Source organism: Clostridium polynesiense (genome assembly GCF_000820705.1).
Lineage (GTDB): Bacteria > Bacillota > Clostridia > Clostridiales > Clostridiaceae > Clostridium_AA > Clostridium_AA polynesiense.
This window is the reverse complement of the sequence record NZ_CCXI01000131.1, coordinates 1-17,000: the sequence shown is the minus strand read 5'-3', so window position 1 is coordinate 17,000 and position 17,000 is coordinate 1. Positions and strand designations below refer to the sequence as shown.

The 17,000-nt window shown below is 33.1% G+C and carries 22 protein-coding genes, 1 pseudogene and 1 other annotated feature; of the genes and pseudogenes, 14 read left to right on the top strand and 9 right to left on the bottom strand.

Annotated elements, in window-relative coordinates; translation table 11 throughout:
• Positions 1 to 184: 184 nt before the first annotated feature.
• A complete protein-coding gene (locus TA89_RS12755; protein ID WP_040213915.1) occupies positions 185 to 1,084 on the top strand; it encodes an AraC family transcriptional regulator in 900 nt (299 codons plus the stop codon).
• A gap of 78 nt (positions 1,085 to 1,162) precedes the next feature.
• Here TA89_RS12755 and TA89_RS12750 read toward each other — a convergent pair whose 3' ends face one another.
• Positions 1,163 to 1,822: a VanZ family protein gene (locus tag TA89_RS12750; protein ID WP_052447491.1), complete on the bottom strand. Its 660-nt coding sequence runs from the start codon at positions 1,820 to 1,822 to the stop codon at positions 1,163 to 1,165.
• A gap of 128 nt (positions 1,823 to 1,950) precedes the next feature.
• Here TA89_RS12750 and nrdG point away from each other — a divergent pair, with 128 nt between their 5' ends.
• Both nrdG and TA89_RS12740 read left to right on the top strand, forming a co-directional pair.
• Positions 1,951 to 2,460 (top strand): anaerobic ribonucleoside-triphosphate reductase activating protein, encoded by a 510-nt coding sequence (gene nrdG / locus TA89_RS12745; protein WP_040213887.1) that lies wholly within the window; start codon positions 1,951 to 1,953, stop codon positions 2,458 to 2,460.
• A 53-nt stretch (positions 2,461 to 2,513) separates the two neighbouring features.
• Entirely contained in the window at positions 2,514 to 3,023 is a 510-nt protein-coding gene (locus tag TA89_RS12740) for a YoqH family protein (RefSeq protein ID WP_052447490.1), read from the top strand.
• Positions 3,024 to 3,179: 156 nt separating this feature from the next.
• On the opposite strand, the gene TA89_RS12735 is transcribed toward TA89_RS12740, so the two are convergent.
• Positions 3,180 to 3,593, bottom strand: a complete 414-nt coding sequence (locus TA89_RS12735; RefSeq protein WP_040213886.1) for an EamA family transporter — start codon at positions 3,591 to 3,593, stop codon at positions 3,180 to 3,182.
• A 163-nt stretch (positions 3,594 to 3,756) separates the two neighbouring features.
• Positions 3,757 to 4,659, bottom strand: coding sequence for an alpha/beta fold hydrolase (locus TA89_RS12730; RefSeq protein ID WP_040213885.1), 903 nt, complete (start codon positions 4,657 to 4,659; stop codon positions 3,757 to 3,759).
• Between the two features lie 111 nt (positions 4,660 to 4,770).
• On the opposite strand from TA89_RS12730, the gene TA89_RS18330 reads away from it, so the two are divergent.
• Positions 4,771 to 4,923 carry a hypothetical protein gene (locus TA89_RS18330; protein WP_156120042.1) on the top strand — a complete coding sequence of 51 codons (153 nt, stop codon included), beginning with the start codon at positions 4,771 to 4,773 and terminating at the stop codon, positions 4,921 to 4,923.
• 77 nt (positions 4,924 to 5,000) lie between these two features.
• Here TA89_RS18330 and TA89_RS12725 read toward each other — a convergent pair whose 3' ends face one another.
• The gene (locus TA89_RS12725) at positions 5,001 to 5,822 is read right to left on the bottom strand and encodes an undecaprenyl-diphosphate phosphatase (RefSeq protein WP_040213884.1); all 822 of its coding nucleotides are present in this window, start codon (positions 5,820 to 5,822) and stop codon (positions 5,001 to 5,003) included.
• Positions 5,823 to 6,050: 228 nt separating this feature from the next.
• On the opposite strand from TA89_RS12725, the gene TA89_RS12720 reads away from it, so the two are divergent.
• Positions 6,051 to 7,124 (top strand): M24 family metallopeptidase, encoded by a 1,074-nt coding sequence (locus tag TA89_RS12720; protein ID WP_040213883.1) that lies wholly within the window; start codon positions 6,051 to 6,053, stop codon positions 7,122 to 7,124.
• Positions 7,125 to 7,188: 64 nt separating this feature from the next.
• Here TA89_RS12720 and asnS read toward each other — a convergent pair whose 3' ends face one another.
• Complete coding sequence (gene asnS, locus TA89_RS12715; protein WP_040213882.1) at positions 7,189 to 8,589, bottom strand: asparagine--tRNA ligase; 1,401 nt, start codon at positions 8,587 to 8,589, stop codon at positions 7,189 to 7,191.
• 46 nt (positions 8,590 to 8,635) lie between these two features.
• Positions 8,636 to 8,871 (bottom strand) — a binding site (T-box leader).
• A 142-nt stretch (positions 8,872 to 9,013) separates the two neighbouring features.
• Here asnS and TA89_RS18895 point away from each other — a divergent pair.
• Positions 9,014 to 9,517 (top strand): cytochrome b5 domain-containing protein, encoded by a 504-nt coding sequence (locus TA89_RS18895; protein WP_052447489.1) that lies wholly within the window; start codon positions 9,014 to 9,016, stop codon positions 9,515 to 9,517.
• Between the two features lie 114 nt (positions 9,518 to 9,631).
• Here the strand turns inward: TA89_RS18895 and TA89_RS12705 are convergent, their stop codons facing one another.
• Complete coding sequence (locus TA89_RS12705; protein ID WP_040213881.1) at positions 9,632 to 10,462, bottom strand: hypothetical protein; 831 nt, start codon at positions 10,460 to 10,462, stop codon at positions 9,632 to 9,634.
• A 153-nt stretch (positions 10,463 to 10,615) separates the two neighbouring features.
• On the opposite strand from TA89_RS12705, the gene TA89_RS12700 reads away from it, so the two are divergent.
• On the top strand, positions 10,616 to 11,065 hold the full coding sequence (locus TA89_RS12700; protein ID WP_052447488.1) for a DUF421 domain-containing protein: 450 nt from the start codon (positions 10,616 to 10,618) through the stop codon (positions 11,063 to 11,065).
• Between the two features lie 128 nt (positions 11,066 to 11,193).
• On the opposite strand, the gene TA89_RS12695 is transcribed toward TA89_RS12700, so the two are convergent.
• Positions 11,194 to 11,892, bottom strand: coding sequence for a metallophosphoesterase family protein (locus tag TA89_RS12695; protein WP_040213880.1), 699 nt, complete (start codon positions 11,890 to 11,892; stop codon positions 11,194 to 11,196).
• 297 nt (positions 11,893 to 12,189) lie between these two features.
• Here TA89_RS12695 and sigY point away from each other — a divergent pair, with 297 nt between their 5' ends.
• Genes sigY through TA89_RS12680 form a run of 3 tightly spaced genes read left to right on the top strand, consistent with a single transcriptional unit; the run spans position 12,190 to position 13,341 of the window.
• Positions 12,190 to 12,729, top strand: a complete 540-nt coding sequence (gene sigY / locus TA89_RS12690) for an RNA polymerase sigma factor SigY (protein WP_040213879.1) — start codon at positions 12,190 to 12,192, stop codon at positions 12,727 to 12,729.
• Positions 12,716 to 13,126 (top strand): hypothetical protein, encoded by a 411-nt coding sequence (locus TA89_RS12685; RefSeq protein WP_040213878.1) that lies wholly within the window; start codon positions 12,716 to 12,718, stop codon positions 13,124 to 13,126. The genes sigY and TA89_RS12685 overlap by 14 nt, the downstream gene beginning before the upstream one ends.
• Positions 13,127 to 13,128: 2 nt before the next feature.
• Positions 13,129 to 13,341 (top strand): hypothetical protein, encoded by a 213-nt coding sequence (locus tag TA89_RS12680; RefSeq protein ID WP_052447487.1) that lies wholly within the window; start codon positions 13,129 to 13,131, stop codon positions 13,339 to 13,341.
• A gap of 97 nt (positions 13,342 to 13,438) precedes the next feature.
• Here the strand turns inward: TA89_RS12680 and TA89_RS12675 are convergent, their stop codons facing one another.
• On the bottom strand, positions 13,439 to 13,696 hold the full coding sequence (locus TA89_RS12675; RefSeq protein ID WP_040213877.1) for a GIY-YIG nuclease family protein: 258 nt from the start codon (positions 13,694 to 13,696) through the stop codon (positions 13,439 to 13,441).
• Between the two features lie 150 nt (positions 13,697 to 13,846).
• Here TA89_RS12675 and TA89_RS12670 point away from each other — a divergent pair, with 150 nt between their 5' ends.
• The 3 genes from TA89_RS12670 to TA89_RS12660 are packed head-to-tail and all read left to right on the top strand — an operon-like array spanning position 13,847 to position 15,772.
• Positions 13,847 to 14,044 carry a PLD nuclease N-terminal domain-containing protein gene (locus tag TA89_RS12670; RefSeq protein WP_040213876.1) on the top strand — a complete coding sequence of 66 codons (198 nt, stop codon included), beginning with the start codon at positions 13,847 to 13,849 and terminating at the stop codon, positions 14,042 to 14,044.
• A 53-nt stretch (positions 14,045 to 14,097) separates the two neighbouring features.
• On the top strand, positions 14,098 to 15,024 hold the full coding sequence (locus TA89_RS12665; protein WP_040213875.1) for an ABC transporter ATP-binding protein: 927 nt from the start codon (positions 14,098 to 14,100) through the stop codon (positions 15,022 to 15,024).
• Positions 15,011 to 15,772 (top strand): hypothetical protein, encoded by a 762-nt coding sequence (locus TA89_RS12660; RefSeq protein WP_040213874.1) that lies wholly within the window; start codon positions 15,011 to 15,013, stop codon positions 15,770 to 15,772. The genes TA89_RS12665 and TA89_RS12660 overlap by 14 nt, the downstream gene beginning before the upstream one ends.
• A gap of 64 nt (positions 15,773 to 15,836) precedes the next feature.
• Here TA89_RS12660 and TA89_RS12655 read toward each other — a convergent pair whose 3' ends face one another.
• Positions 15,837 to 16,547 (bottom strand): L,D-transpeptidase family protein, encoded by a 711-nt coding sequence (locus TA89_RS12655; RefSeq protein ID WP_040213872.1) that lies wholly within the window; start codon positions 16,545 to 16,547, stop codon positions 15,837 to 15,839.
• A 227-nt stretch (positions 16,548 to 16,774) separates the two neighbouring features.
• Between TA89_RS12655 and TA89_RS12650 the strand changes: the two are divergent.
• Positions 16,775 to 16,966 (top strand): annotated as a pseudogene (locus tag TA89_RS12650) (SelT/SelW/SelH family protein); the annotation flags it as partial.
• Positions 16,967 to 17,000 lie beyond the last annotated feature (34 nt).

Sequence of the window (17,000 nt, the reverse complement as noted above, 5' to 3'; positions counted from 1 at the left end):
ACCCATAATTTTTACTATAAATATTGCTAATAATGCTTGAAATATTGCAAAAAGTGCTATAATGGTAATGAAAGTAAATTAATTGATAACAACAGGTGAGAAAATGGTTAACAAGTATACTTATATGGCAGGATTGGATAATAGTAGAACAGGCAATACTGATACGGAAAATAAATCTTATGGGATGGAAGATATTAAATTAAATAAAGGCAGAAAACGGGGATATTTAAAAAGCGATTTTGAACTCTTTCATATAAAGGATCAAAAATCCATGGAATTTGATTATCATCACCATGATTTTCATAAAATAGTGGTTTTTATATCAGGAAAGGTGACTTATTATATAGAAGGTAAGGCATATGTATTAAAGCCCTGGGATATTTTACTGGTGGGCAATACGGAAATTCATAAGCCTTCTATAGATTCCAGTGAGGTTTACGAGAGGATTGTTTTATGGGTTTATCCAGAGTTTCTTGAAAAAAATAATACAAAGCTCAGTAATTTAATGGCCTGTTTTAACAAGGCAAGAGAAGAGGAGTATCATTTAATAAGAATGAGCAGAGATAAAGTAAACACTATAAAAGCTCTGCTGAAGGATTTAGAGGAAGCAAAGCACAGCAGTGACTTTGCCGGGGATATACTTAAAAATTCTCTTTTTATTCAGTTTATAATACAGCTTAACCGTATATTTTTAAATACCGACAGCAGTAAAGAGGTTAAGGAAATTGAATATGATGAAAACATAAGCTCCATTATAAATTATATAAATTCCCACTTGGACGAAGAGCTGTCTATAGATTCCTTATCCACTAAGTTTTATATGAGCAGATATTATCTTATGCATAAGTTTAAAAAGGAAACAGGCACCTCTTTATATAGTTTTATAATACAAAAGCGGCTGATACTTGCAAAATCTCTGATAAGGCAGGGATTACCCATGTTTCAGGTAGCTGCTCAAAGCGGTTTCGGAGATTATTCAACTTTTGTACGAGCCTTCAAAAAACGTTTTGGAATGTCTCCCAGGGTGTATTACAATAAGCTGCAGAGCTTCGAGAATACAGCTCTGGAGGAAATGGATCTGTAAGAAATAGTATATGTAAAAAAATGTATCTACCCCTGGGGTGCTTCCTTAAAAAGGAAGCACCCCAGGGGTAGATACATTTTATGGTAAAGCCTTTCTTCTCAAGGGCATTATCTTAATTATTAATAAATAAAAAAGATATCCAACAGCTCCGCCTAAAGTATTAAGAATCAAATCATCTACATCTACAGCTCGTCTAAAAATAAGTCCGGTAAACGTTAATATTCCCTGAAGAAATTCTATGGATAGGGATACTAAGAAACAAGCTAAAATTGTATTTTTTAGTTTGCTAAATTTATTCCACAACAGGGGAAGGATTACTCCTAAAGGAAACAACAATAGAAAATTTCCGCCAAGATTCCTTATAAGCAGCTTCAAGGGAAAATAAGGGTCTTTAAAGTTGTTTGAAGCAGTGGTTTGTATAAAATCAGCTATAATATCCTTAAAGGGAATAATATTTATGGCTAATTCTCTAAAAATAGAATCTCTTGAAAAATTAATTGGAAAGATGGTTATGTTTAAAACCGCCCAGAGGTAAATAACAAGTAAAGCAAAAAGTATCTCTCTTGGATAATTGATATCTTGTTTAACAACCTCATTAATCCTATTTATACCACTATTTATATCCTGTAAATTAGATTTTCTTCTTTTGTTGGTTAATAAATATATAATACGGATTAATAAATAAAGAGGCAAAACTAATATTGTACCTTCTAATAGAGTGTTTGTTAATATTCTCAAAGCTTTTCACATTCCTTCTAAAAATAAAATGAAAATTTTTTATTACCTATAAAATAATGTTATCATTATATTATAAGAAAACAAACAAATTTAATTTTGGAAAGAAATAAAGTAAGCAGGGTGGTAGAATGGAGAATACTGTTAGATTATCAGGAATTATACATGAAAGCTTGGTTAATGGACCGGGAATGAGGAGAGTGTTTTTTTCACAGGGCTGCAGGCACAATTGTCCTGAATGCTTCAATCCGGAAACCCATGATTTCAATGGGGGATATCTTTGGAATATGGATGAACTAATAGAGGATGTAAAAGCAAATCCTATGCTTAAAGGGGTAACCTTTTCAGGAGGAGATCCCTTTGAGCAGGCAGATAAATTTGCATATATGGCAGAAAACTTTAAGGCTCTGGGACTTAACATATGGAGCTACACAGGATATACCTTTGAATACATAAAAGAAAATTTAGATACACGCCCGGAATGGAGGAAGTTTATAAAGAATATCGATGTGCTGGTGGATGGCAGGTTTGAAGCAGATAAAAAGCAGGAAGGACTTAAATTCAGAGGTTCCAGCAATCAGAGGATTATAGATGTTAAAGAAAGCTTAAAAGCGGGAAAAGCAGTTTGTATTGATTTATAAAATTTATCTTTAAGTGTAATACTAAGTTAAGATAGCATAACGGGGTGAATTCCATGAAAATGCTTGTATTAACTTTTATTGTTCTTTTTAGTGCTTTTAACTGTAACACTGCTGAATCGGTTTTTGCAGCTGAACATTTCATGGGTATAGAGGTTTCAGGCAGCAAAGATTTCCATGAAGCTTCAAATCCAGAGAATATTGTTATTTTAAATGCTGTAAATAGCAGCTATTCTGCTGCTGAAGGAAGTGCTTACTTTTATGAGGCGCCTTTTCCTCCGAGCTTTCCTCGTACAGCGGTGAGAATAGAGGCTTATAATCTCCCTGAGCCATCATCTTTAGGGGATTTTCAGGGCTATGAAGGGGTTGTATTTGTTCCCTCAGAAATCACCTGGAGGTTTAGGATGTATCCTTTAAGTGAAAATGGAAATAAAAGCTGGTCAGGAAGCTTTGACCTCATTACATATAAATTGGATAACGCAGAAATACAGGTTCGCCCCTATAACATAGAAAAGGGCAAAGGAGGACCGGTAATATTAAAAGGTCTCTTCAGATATAATAGATAGAAATATATAAGGTCTTATTATTAAAAGTTTCGATTAATACAATAATTCTATCCTTTATATTCACGAGGGTATAAAAAGAAATAAAATTAAAAGTCAGGAAATCAATGTGATTCCTGACTTTTCTATTAAGGCTATACAGTTACAATTAATATAAGATTAAAGAATGAGTACAAAAGTACCTATGGTAATAAATATTCCGCCGATTATAGTTTTTACGGTGATGGCTTCCTTCAATATCACAAAAGCCATAACCATGCTGATAACTACGCTGAACTTATCGATAGGAACAACTTTAGATGCTTCTCCCATCTGCAGGGCTTTGTAGTAAAAAAGCCAGGAAAGCCCTGTGGCTATTCCGGAAAGCACTAGAAAAATCCAGCTTTTTTGGCTTATGCTTGTGATTCCACTCTGAGTACCGGTAATAAAAACTATTCCCCATGCCATAATAAGTACTACTACTGTACGTATTGCTGTTGCAAGATTAGAATTAATACCTTCAATTCCTATTTTAGCTAATATAGATGTAGCTGCAGCAAAAAATGCTGACAAAAGAGCAAAAATTACCCACATATATTTTCCTCCTTTTTCATTGACAGATGTGCTCACTAAGTTTTCCCCCCCTTAAATGATAAGCAAATAATATTTTGATACAGTTAAAAACTCGTACTGCTTAACGGTTTCATTACCTATATTATAGCATTTATTATGATTTAATTTTATTAAACTACTGCCACTATTTTCTATAATCTCTTAAAAAGTTAGTCAGTTCATATATAAACTCCTTTTCATATTCAAAAAAAGGTATATGACCGGTTTTTTTGAATAATACCAGCCTATTATTGGGGAGATCCTTTGAAAAGAAAATTCCGTTCTCAGAAGGTACAACTTCATCTTCTTTTCCCCAAATAATGAGAGTTGGAGTTTTTATATGTTTAATGCTGCTTTTAAGCCTGCCGCTGTCATTATGTGCATTGATTTTATATATTGTGTCCTTAGGAGTTGAGGAATTAATACAGTAGATTCTTTCTAAGTAAGAAGGATACATTTTTCTTTTGTTATAAAGATTTTTATTCCCTACTATAGAGTGAAGGGTAAAGCTTCCTATTGCCAGCTTTTGTAAAAGTGCGGGGGCTTTATTCTTAGGTGTTTCGAAATAACCGGTGCTATTAACCAGTATGAGTTTTTTTACCTCATTGGGATATTTATGAGCTATATTTAATGATACTTCGCCTCCCATAGAATGTCCTAAAAGATAAAAAGCCTGGATGTCCTTTTGATGTAAAAATTTTACCAGTAAGTCAGCGGTGTATTCCTTAGTGTAGATCAATTCTGGCCTTTTATCTGAAAGACCATAACCAGGCATATCAACTGCAATTACCCTGTAATTTTTAGATAGCTCTTTAAAAATAGGGTCAAAAAAATTCAAAGAGCTCATATAACCGTGAATTAACAGTATAGGCTCTCCATTGCCTTCCTCATGATAATGAATTTTTGTGCCGTCTACATAATCAAATTGAAAGCTTGGAATGTTTCCATGGTAAATCCCTTGAGCTGTAAAATAGTACAGTATTTCAAATAGGATGAAAGATAAAATCACAGATAATAAAATCATACATATATGTTTTATTTTCTCCATAAAAATCACTCCCTTAAATCCTTGAAATAAAAAACATAAAACTTTCAGAAAAAGTAATAATTTTATTATTTTGCCGCAACCTACTAACAAAGATTCTTAGGAGGGGTAATTGTGATAAGAAAATTTATAAGACTTGCAGCTTTTGCATCTATACTTTCATTAGTTTTAGCATCAGCCATAAGTAATACTCATAAGGAGGAAGGGAAATTAAAAGAGAAGAGCAGTATTACATACAGAAGTTCTAAGATGATTCAGTATCCCTAAAATAAAAGTACCAAGCAATTTATTCTGCTTAGCTTACTAAACAAAAGAAATTACTTGGTACTTTATTTTTTATGTAATTAAATAATATTAAACAAGTGTAATATTATTATCAATAAGCCTAAGAGAATCCTGTATACTGCGAAACCCTTCAGAGATTGGTACTTTATATAGTTGACAAATTGCTCTACTACTACCAATGCTATTAAGAAGGATATAGAAAAACCTATAATAAGTGCTGCAATCTCTTTTACAGATAAAACAAAGCCGATATTCAGCAGAGCGTATAAAGAAGCTCCGAATACCGTTGGCAATGCTAAAAAGAATGCAAATTCGGCTCCTGTTACAGCGGATAAACCGATTATCCAGCTTCCAATAATCGTTGATGCTGACCTTGAAAAACCAGGTAAAAGGATAGCTAAAATTTGAAATAATCCTATAAAAAATGCATTTTTAAAGGATACATCTTCAATATGAAGTATTTTATTCTTATTACGAAATTTCTTCTCAGCGTATATCATAAATAACCCCCCGATGACCAGTGAAAGGGCTACAGGAAAAGGTCGCATAAGGGTCTGGGTTACTTTTTCATGTAGAAACAGCCCCACCACTACAGCAGGTATTACCGCTATGAATATATTCGTCCATAGCTTAAAGCCATACTCACCGGGAGAAAGGTTTTTAAAGGAATTAAAAATTTTATCTTTAAATAAAACTACTATAGCTAATATAGCACCAAATTGAATAACTATTTCAAAGAGTTTTTCAAAGGAACCTTCAAATCCAATAAAATGACCAACTAAAATCATGTGACCTGTTGAGGATATAGGTAAGAATTCTGTTATCCCCTCAACTATAGCTATTACTATAGCTTTTAATATAAAAAATACATCAAAATCCAAAATAGTCACCTCGAAAAGGATATATGTTATTCCGTGATTTATATTTCTAATTCGATAAGTTATTATACACTTTTTTTTATTATAAAAAGATACAAATAGGTTAAAATTTTATATAAAAACAGCTTTAAGAACTTTAATAGTTTTTATCATAAAGGAATAATGATTTAAGCTTTTTATCTATGGTATAATTTAGCTATAATTCTTTGAATTTAATATGGAGGTAAAGGGATGAAATATCAGAGATTAAATAATATTATCAAATCAATGGAGAGTCAGAATGTACCCCAGATGATCCTGTCTTCCCCAGCTTCAATTTTTTATTTAACCGGAAGATGGATTGAACCAGGAGAGAGGATGCTGACATTATATATAAACACAGATGGAGATAATAAGCTTATAGTAAATGAACTCTTTCCTGTAGAGGATATAGAAGGTGTAGATATTATTTGGTATAAGGATACTGATGATCCTATTGCTAAATTAACTAACATTGTGGATAAAGACAAGACCTTAGGTGTGGATAAATTTTGGCCGGCACATTTTCTTATTAAATTGATAGAAAGAAATGCTTGTAAAAATTTTGTTAACGGTTCTCCTATTATAGACAGAGCAAGGATGATAAAGGATAAAGAAGAAATAGAAATGATGAGGGAGTCTTCAAGGATAAATGATAATGTAATGTCAAAGGCTGTTAAGTCACTTTGTCAGGAATACAGCGAAAAGAAAATGGTGAGTATTTTGGCTGATATTTTTGAAGAGGAAAATGCAGAAGGATTTTCATTTTCACCTATTATAGCTTACGGTGCAAATGGAGCTGATCCCCATCATGAGCCTGATGCTTCTACAGTTAAACCCGGAAATAACGTTATTTTTGATATAGGAGGAGTGAGAAAGCACTACTGCTCTGATATGACAAGAACGGTATTTTATAAAAATGTAAGTGAAGAACATAGAAAGGTATATGAGCTGGTTAAGGAAGCGAATTTAAAAGGAATTGAGGCAGTAAAGCCTGGAGTAAGATTTTGTGATATAGATAAAGCAGCAAGAGAGGTTATAGAAAAGTCCGGATATGGAAAATACTTTACCCATAGAACAGGACATTCCATAGGAATAGAGGTTCATGACTTTGGCGACGTAAGTTCAGTAAATACTGAGGAAGTAGCACCAGGTATGATATTCTCCATTGAGCCCGGAATATATCTTCCAGGAGATGTAGGAGTGAGGATAGAGGACTTAGTTCTGGTTACGGAAAATGGAGTTGAAGTGCTCAATAAATTTACTAAGGATTTAATAGTGGTTTAGTTGAAGAAAAACAGGATTTTGCTTATTATTCTAAGCAAAATCCTGTTTTCTATTTTATTGCTTTTTAAAATTCGGCATTATTTGGTGTTCTTGGGAATGGAATTACGTCTCTGATATTCTGCATTCCTGTTATATACATTATAAGTCTTTCAAAGCCAAGTCCAAAGCCTGCGTGTTTAGTACCGCCAAACTTCCTAAGCTCTAAATACCACCAGTAATCTTCTTTATTGAGATCTAACTCCTCCATCCTCTTTTCAAGGATATCTATTCTTTCTTCTCTCTGGCTTCCTCCGATGATTTCTCCTACTCCAGGAACTAAGCAGTCCATAGCAGCTACAGTTTTTCCGTCGTCATTTAGTCTCATATAAAAAGCTTTAATTTCCTTTGGATAATCCGTTACAAAAACAGGCTTTTTAAATACTTCTTCAGTTAGATATCTCTCATGTTCTGTCTGAAGGTCAATACCCCATTGAACCTCATAATCAAATTTCTTGCCGGATTTTTTTAGTATATCTACTGCTTCTGTGTAGGTAACCTTGCCAAATTCAGAATTAACAATATGATTTAACCTTTCCAGAAGGGTCTTATCTATGAAGGAGTTAAAGAATTCAAGTTCTTCTTTACATTCATCCATAACATATTTTATAACATATTTAAGCATATCTTCTGCAAGCTGCATGTCATCAGCAAGCTCAGCAAAGGCTATTTCAGGCTCTATCATCCAAAATTCAGCTGCATGTCTTGCAGTGTTTGAATTTTCAGCTCTAAAGGTAGGCCCAAAGGTGTATACATTTCTAAATGCCAAAGCATAACATTCAGCGTTAAGCTGTCCTGAAACCGTTAAGTTTGCAGATTTTCCAAAGAAATCCTGAGAAAAGTCCACAGCACCTTCTTTTGTTTTTGCAGGACTGTCTAGGTTTAATGTGGTGACGTGGAACATTTCACCGGCACCCTCTGCATCGCTGGCTGTTATTATTGGAGTATGAGTGTATACAAAGTTTCTTTCCTGGAAGAATTTATGAATAGCAAAAGCTGCTACGGATCTAACTCTAAATACTGCAGAAAAAGCATTGCTTCTAGGTCTTAAGTGAGCAATTGTCCTTAAGTATTCAAAAGTATGTCTCTTTTTCTGAAGAGGATAATCGTGGGAAGAAAGTCCTTCAACCTCTACAGATTCTGCATGAATTTCAAAAGGCTGTTTTGAATCCGGTGTTTCTACTATAGTACCAGATACCCTGATGCTGGAGCTTATAGGAAGTTTAGATACTTCTTTAAAGTTATCCAGTTTTGTGTCAATTACTACCTGAAGATTTTTGAAAAAGGTTCCATCGTTTAATTCAATAAATCCAAAAGCATTGGAAGATCTTAAGGTTCTTATCCATCCTGAAACCTGAACTTTTTGTCCGTAAAATTGCTTTCCATCTCTATAGAGATTTTTAACTGCAACCATAGTCATTTTTATCATCCCTTCTTACTATTTATTATTTTCAAATAAAAAAAGCCATTCATCCAAAAGGGACGAAGGCATTGCTCGCGGTACCACCCTACTTGTCATAAATGACCACTCTATCAGCACTAACATGCTGTTCAGTATTAACGGTACTGATTCCGTCTAAGTCTACTATCCATAAGGAGTTCGGTTAGATACTCAGAGATGTTCTTCAATATAAGCCTCGTATGGATCTTCCACCAATATCCACTCGCTGAAACTACTTCTTATATCTACTCTTCTCATCACAGTAATTAACATCATAATTTGATTTTAATTCTACAGTATTTATATAAAATAATCAACTACTTTTATTATTTGCAATTTAATTAATTTTAATCACTAATCTTTTTAAAACTTCATATATATAATTGATATCCAATATTTTAGAGGTGGTTAAATGACAGAGTACTTACAGCATATTCTTGACAATAAATATCAGGAACTGTGCTATTTAAAGCAGGGTATGGTGTACGGAGCAACATCAATGATCAGAAAGGAGTATAAAAGAGCATTCTTAAATAAATGCGAAGAAATAGAAGACTTTTTAGGAGAATGCAGAGTGAAAAATATGCGCAATACTCCTGTTAGAAGATTAAATGATTTGGAAGAGAACACTTTACTAAGGAATTCTCAGATGTTTAGTAAAGAGGAGGCTGTGAACAGGGTAAAGGAATTTACCATTGAGGAGCTTAGCAATTATAACGGCAGGGGAGGGAAACCTGCTTACGTAGCGATAAACGGGAAAGTATATGATGTCAGCAGGCTAGGACCATGGGCAGGAGGCAGTCATTTTGGAGTTACAGCAGGGAGAGATTTAACAAAGGAGTTTGAAAACTGCCATAATAATGAAATGATATTAGCTGAGGTACCAATAGTGGGGGAACTGGTTTATAAAAAATAATCCTTAAAATAATGAATGAAAGGCTGTGATAATTAGTAATCACAGCCTTTTTCATGAGAAAGATGAAAATATAGTTGTTATTAATTAGTGAAACTTTAGTAGCCCTTAGGGATCTTAGTCGTAGTCATCCAAAATATTATATAGAAGAGGATACATCCAATAGTATGGATAATTATCATAGTCATAATAATGATGGTGATAAGGATGCTGATAGTGGTAGTAGGGGTATGAATAATGGTAATGGGGCCTCTTATAATAGTTTTTATGATAATATCCTTTTGGTCTGCCTTTTTGCCTTGCTGATTCGGTTTCTTCCATCTGTGGCATAGAAGGCATTTGCTGAGGCTGCTGCATATTCTCCATCATTGGATATCCCATAAAAGGGCTTCCCTGAGGCATTGGATAACCTCCCATCATAGGACATCCCATAAAAGGATAAGGTTGAGGCATAGGGTAACCCATTGCTGCACCAGGAATCATAGGAGACCACCCCATACCTGGATAACCCATAGATGGACCTCCCTGAGACATAGGGTAGCTTCCCATCATGGGATAGCCCATTGATGTAGGAATTTGATTTGATGGAACTCCCATAGGAGGCGTTCCTGGAAGAACAGGAGACCAGCCCATGCTTGGATAACCCATAGAAGGGCTTCCCTGAGTCATTGGATAACCTCCCATCATTGGATAACCCATAGAAGGGCCTTGCTGAGGAAAAGTATAATCCCCAGTCATAGGATAACCCATGGATGTACCGGGTTCTGCAGTAGGAGTAGTTCCCTGCTGTGAAGCAGGGGGAGTCTTTTGGTTATCAATGCCTAAGGAATTAGAATTAGCAGGAATGGCAGAATCATCGAATAAAGTATTGGCTGGAGACTCTGAATTTATGTTGTCATTACCCCAGAAGAAGGAATTTAAATTGTTGTTCTCATCGGTATAGTACATAAGTACCTCCATAAAATATTTAACCACAGTTTTAATATATGCTGATATTTTTTAAAAGTGATAATTTGTGAATTTAACTTTTAGTTAACAGCAAAAGGACAGAAATTTAATAAATATTCTTTATAATTTTGAGGAAGAGTAAGGAGGGGTTTAATGAATTATGCATTGATTATAGTAAAAACTATCTTTATTTACTTATTTATGATGTTTGGGCTCAGACTCATTGGAAGAAAAGATATGGGGGAGCTTACGATGATGGATTATGTTTTTATACTGATAATAAGTGAATTTGCCGGACATTCAGTTTTAGAAGGAAAGGAAGGATTTTTTGAAGGTGTACTTGCTGCTGCATTTTTGATGGTTCTTAATTACGTGATAAATTATTTGTTTTGGAAAAAGCCAAGGCTTGCAAGGAAGATAGAAGGAGAACCTATGCTTTTGGTTTATAAAGGAGAGGTAAATCACAAAAATCTTAAAGCAGAAAGATTGGCTTTAGATGATTTAATGTCAAATGTAAGAGAAAACGGATTAACCAGTTTAAAAGAAGTAGAGCTTGCAATACTAGAGAAAAATGGAGAGATAAGCATAATTGAAAGAAAATAGACATATTAGATTTATTAATATAATAATCACCTAATTTAGTTATGGTAAAAATACAGGTTAACTAATTTAGGTGATTTTTTTTGTTGAATTTAAATTTTTTATTTTTAGTGCTTTAAATTAAAATAATATTATTCAACTCCTGATTTAATGGAATTTATTAAAGCATAAGGGAAGTCCTTAATTTCCATATCTTTTATGATTTTTGATACATCATATTCAACTTCTTTAATTTCTACTTTTACATCACTGTTTTTTTTAATATCTATAATTGCATAAGTTGAATGAGGTTTACCGTTTTTAGGCTTTCCGACGCTTCCGTCGTTTATTAGAATTTTATTGCCATATTCCTTTACATAGGGTATGTGAGTATGGGCACAGACCAAAATATCGTAAGGGAGCTCTGACATATTTTCCATAGCCTCTAACGAGTCTTCTTTCAAGTATTCGTTAATACTTCTTGGGCTTCCATGAACGAATAGAATCTTTTTATCTTCAAAGGTTAAAGATAAGTTTTCAGGAAGGCTGTGGAGGTAATATTTGTGTGAAATTCTAAGCTCCTCTGAAGTCCAGGGGAGAGAAAAACTGTTGATGGAGGTATCTCTTATATAAGTAAACTCATTATCTGCCACTGAGGCGTCGTAATTACCTTTAAGGCAGAGGATTTTTCTTCTTCTTATAAGAGCTACAACTTCATTTGGATGAGGGCCGTAACCGGTTAAATCTCCAAGACATATTATCTGATCGATGTTGTTATCATCAATGTTTTCAAGCACCTTTTTCAGTGCATAAATATTTCCGTGAATATCACTTATACATGCAATTCTCAAGTTTACACCACCTCAAACTTACGTTACGAATATAGGGTAATAATAGTTTACCTAGGTATTAGAATTATACTTATACCTAGAGGTTAATTATTACTGAAATATTATACCATTAATTAGCTTTTAAAATATATATGTTTATTATGGTAATATTAAATTAAGATTCTACAAAAATTGTAAAAATATAAAATGTGGATTTTATAAAAAATACTTTATAAATTAATATTTTAATTATTTAATTGAACTAAAAGTGTAGATAGATAGTTAAATTAGCGAGGTAATTCTTAAGGAGGGATGCTTTTGCTGGAATGGGAGCTTGTAGAAAGGGCAAAACAAGGTAATAAAAGTGCATTAAATCAGCTTTTTACTGATAATTATAAGATTTTATCAGGTTATGTATTAAAGCTTTGCTGCGACGAAGAACTGGCTAAGGATATAGTCCAGGAAGCTCTTTTAAAAGCGGTAATAAATATTAAAAGCTTTACTCCTAAAGCAAAATTTTCTACCTGGCTTATTACTATAGCTACGAATCTTTATAGAGATTATTTACGAAAAAATAAAAGGCTTGTATACATGGAAGAGGTACAGGGAGGCGCTGTAGAAGTAGAGGATAGAGTAATGGAGCTTATTGAATATAGAAATGTCATGAATATAATTAAGGAGCTGCCTTATGAAAAAAGGACTGTATTCATATTAAAGCATTATTATAATTTTAAATATGAAGAGATAGCTGAAATTATGAAGTGTCCGGTGGGTACAGTAAGGTCAAGACTTCATAATTCCATAAAAGATATTTTGAAAAAGTTGAAGGAAAGGGGAATGATGAATGAAGAAAACTGAAGGGCTTAATAACTCCCATAAGCTTCATAAGGCTATAGATGATTTTTATGAAGGATTGGAGAAAAGGGATAAATATGATCTTGAAAAAGCTTCTGAAGATAATATTAAAAAAGATCTTTATGAAATGAAGACTTTAATGGATAAGGTAAAGGATAAGAATTTAGAGAATATAGATTTTTTATCTATAATCAGTGAGGGAGAAGCCCTTAGAGAAGATAAAGAAGATAAAAAAGAAAATGTATATTTTCTTGTAAGTGCTTTTGCTGTTCTCTTTTTATTATTTACCTTAGGATTTTTAGGAGGATTTAAGGTATTTATTGCTATTCAGTTAGTTGTTACCTTTATAATTATTACCTTTTTTGCATACAGCTGCAAAAAAATTAAAGAGGAGAGATAAGAATGCTTACAGAATTAGAAAAAATTCTTTTGATTTTCCTTATTCCACTCCTACTTTTTCAGGGTTTTTGGGTATTTAACGACGGGAAAAAAAGAGGGATAAAGGGGTATTGGATATGGGGAATCCTGTGCACTCTTAATACACCTACCAATCTGTTGATTTATCTATGGTTTTCCCGAAAGGTCAGATGGAAAAAGGATAAAGATAAAAAGTAAATTTTATATGTTCATTTGATTATTGACCCTGTTAATGGTAAAATATAAATAATCACTAAGGGGAAATGTATTATTAATAGAGGAAAAAGCCGCAGAGTTAACTGATTAACTCTGGGGCTTTTTTTATTAATTTTAATTTTTGTTCCCGTGTAAGCTTTTTAATAGCATATTCTCTTTTTTGAGCTGAGATTTTGTCTTCATGGCTTTCAAAATAGACTAGTTTTACAGGAAGACGGCATCTTGTGTATTTAGCACCTTTTCCCTTAGAGTGAGTTTCTAATCTTTTTTCTAAATTATTAGTCCATCCTGTATATAGTGTGTCATCGCTGCATTGCAATATATAAACATAGCACAAAAGCTAGTCCACCTTCCTTCTATAAAAATATCAAGTTAAATGTTTATATTTATAATATATTAAATTCATTTAAGATTAAAGAATTACAAGTGAACTATTTTATTTTCTCCTCCGTTTAATTAATGAATTTAAAAAGGAGGAATTAATTATATGAATGAAGGTATAGAATTATTAAAGCTCCTTGCACCGGTTATACTATTGGAGTTTCTATTAAAAATCTTCTGTCTTGTGATAATAAGAAAGGATAAAGTTAAATACTTTCCTAAAACTGTTTGGGTGGTAATTATTTTACTAGTTAGCACTTTAGGGCCACTTTCATATCTCCTATTCGGAAGAGAAAAATATTGATTTTAAGTATGAAAGCATAAGAAATAAAAAACAAATAAAAGGATGTATTTATTATGTTAAAGGTTGAAAGGTTAAATAAAAGCTTTGGAGGCTTTAAAGCCTTAGAAAATATCAGCTTCGAAATAAGAGAAGGAAGTATTCATGGGTTTTTAGGCAGAAACGGTGCAGGGAAAACAACCACCATGAATATATTGGCAGGAATTTTAAATTATGAATCCGGAAGTATCATTTACAGAGATAAATCCTATGAAAGGAATAAAAGCACCATTTTAAAAAATATAGGATATTCCCCACAGGAACATCATTTTTATGATTATATGACTGCTGAAGAGTATCTCAGATTTCTGGCAAAGATAACGAAACTGAATAGCAGGGAAGCAAGAAGTAGAATCGAGATGTTTTTAGAGTTTATGAATTTAAAGGAACAAGGGAGAAAGCTTATAGGGCAGTATTCAGGAGGGATGAAGCAGAAACTATCTATTATCAGCGCCATTTTTAACAATCCGGAATTTATAATTCTGGATGAACCTACTTCTGCACTTGACCCCGAGGGAAGAGCAGAAATTCTGGAATTTGTATTGAAGCTTAAGAATCAGGGAAGTACAGTATTTTTATCCACTCATATCCTAAATGATGTAGAAAGAATTTGCGATTATATTACCATTATTGAAAAAGGAAGGATATTGGTAACGGAGGAGCTGAAAGTCTTAAAAGAGAAATATATCAAGCCTATATATGATGTGGAAATAGAGGGGGATTTAGAAAATATTGCTCACAGACTTTCTGATTTTTACTGGATAGAAGATATTATTGTAGAAAAGGAAAGGCTTTCCGTGCTTTTTAAAGATAATGATGCAGGGAGACGGCAGCTTATACCTGAAATTATTAAAGCAGGAGGAATTATTAAAAGCTACAATCTGAGAAATATGAGTATGGAAGATATATTTAAAAGGACGGTGGGAGATAATGAACAGCTTTAAAGCTTACTTTAATAAAGAAGTTTTGGAGGCAAAAAGGCAGCATAAGTACCTTATAGTAGCTGCAGCAATTATATTTTTTGCTGTCTTTGATCCTATTCTTTTAAAGCTTCTTCCAAGGATTCTTGAAAGCCAGATACCAGGGGGGTTAACCTCGCTGTTTAAGGTTACAAGGGAAGCTGCTGCGCTGAACTACTTTAAGGATCTTTTCCAAATAGGAAATATGGTTATTGTCTTTGTTATAGCCTCCACTATCTGTGAAGAAATCAAGTCTAAAAGGATTATAATTCCGCTATCAAAGGGAGCTGAATTAAAAGGAATTGTCATAGCTAAATATATGCATTTTGTCTTTTTTGTAATCATTGCTGTATTTGCAGGGTTTTTAGTAAATTATTATTATATTAATATACTATATTCCGAGGGAAATCTAAGGCTTACAAACATGATTCACAGCTTTTACTATCACAGTTTATATTACTGTTTTATAATCGCCTTAACCATGTTTTTTAGTTCTATGGTTTCAAAAAGCTTTGCTGCGGGTATTATGACCTTAGCAGTGACTTATATACTTTCAGCTGTGGATAGTATTAATAAAATAGCGGCATACTTTCCTCATCATCTGTTAAGCAGTGCCAATGAACTTAAGAATTTTCAGTTCACTTGGCTTGTTCCATTGGTTTTAATCTACTGTATGGCGCTTATATATCTTACTATTAAAATATTTGATATAAGAAAATCAAAGTTTAATTAATTATTTGAATTTTATACTTCCTATAGTTGAGAATTATCCTTGTATGCTCTGGAGTTTACCTGGATTATTCAAATTTTATTATTCCTATAGTTTTTAAAAAATCATGATCTATATTATGGGAAGGGGTAAGGTTGTGTTCTTTTCGGACTTTAATAATCACAGCTTTCATTCCTTCTCCATATATTCCGTCCAAAGTTCCCTTGTAGTAACCTAAATCCTTTAACCGTCTTTGAATATCGTAGACATCAGCACCTCTGTCTCCAGGAAGGATAACTCTGTAATAGTTTGTAAACAGCCAGCTGGAGCCTCCGTAAATAATAACTGTAGTTCCATAGGGAACGTAGTCATATAATTCCTTTATATCAGAATTAAACATTCTAATGCATCCATGAGAAGCATAACTTCCGATGGAAGAAGGTCTTGTAGTGCCGTGAATGCCATAAGTTCCCCAAGGAACATTTAAGCCAAGCCATCTGCCTCCAAAACCTTCATCCCATTGACCTTTATTAATAATTTTCCAGGTACCTAAAGGAGAGGGAAGATCCAGTCTGCCCAAGGCAACTGGATAGTTTTTGATTATATTGTTGGTATTTTTATCAATTAGAAAAAGCCTCAGTTCATTAACATCTATTAATACTACATAAGAGGCTTTTTTTTCCTTATCTGATTTATTTATATCCTCTTTTCCTATATTTACTGAGGCATTAACATCTATTATATTATATGAGAAAAGTAATATTAATAAGGTTATCATAAATAAAGGGCTCTTTTTCATAAGCAACCTCCGAAATATCTTCTTTTGTAAGTCCTATTAATTAAGATGTACAAAATACATTAAAATATTCTTGAGTAAAAATACAATAATTAACATTTAATTCATGGTATTTACACTTGTAAAATTGGTAAAATATTTTTAATGAAATTAAATTGACAAGAGGAGTGTTGGTTATGGAAAAAGTTAAGATAAGCGTAGAATACTGTACTTCCTGAGGATATGTTGGACGGGCCGTGAGCCTGGCTGAGACTTTGCTGAGTGAGCATAAAAACAGTATAGAGGAATTAAATTTAATTCCTTCTTCCGGAGGAGTATTCGAAATTAAACTGAATGATGACCTTTTGTTTTCCAAAAAGGAATTAGCCAGATTCCCTGAAGAAGGGGAAATAGAAAACACCATAAGAGAAAAAATAAAATAGTAGGAATTAAATGTAAATACCCCAGGGGTGCTCC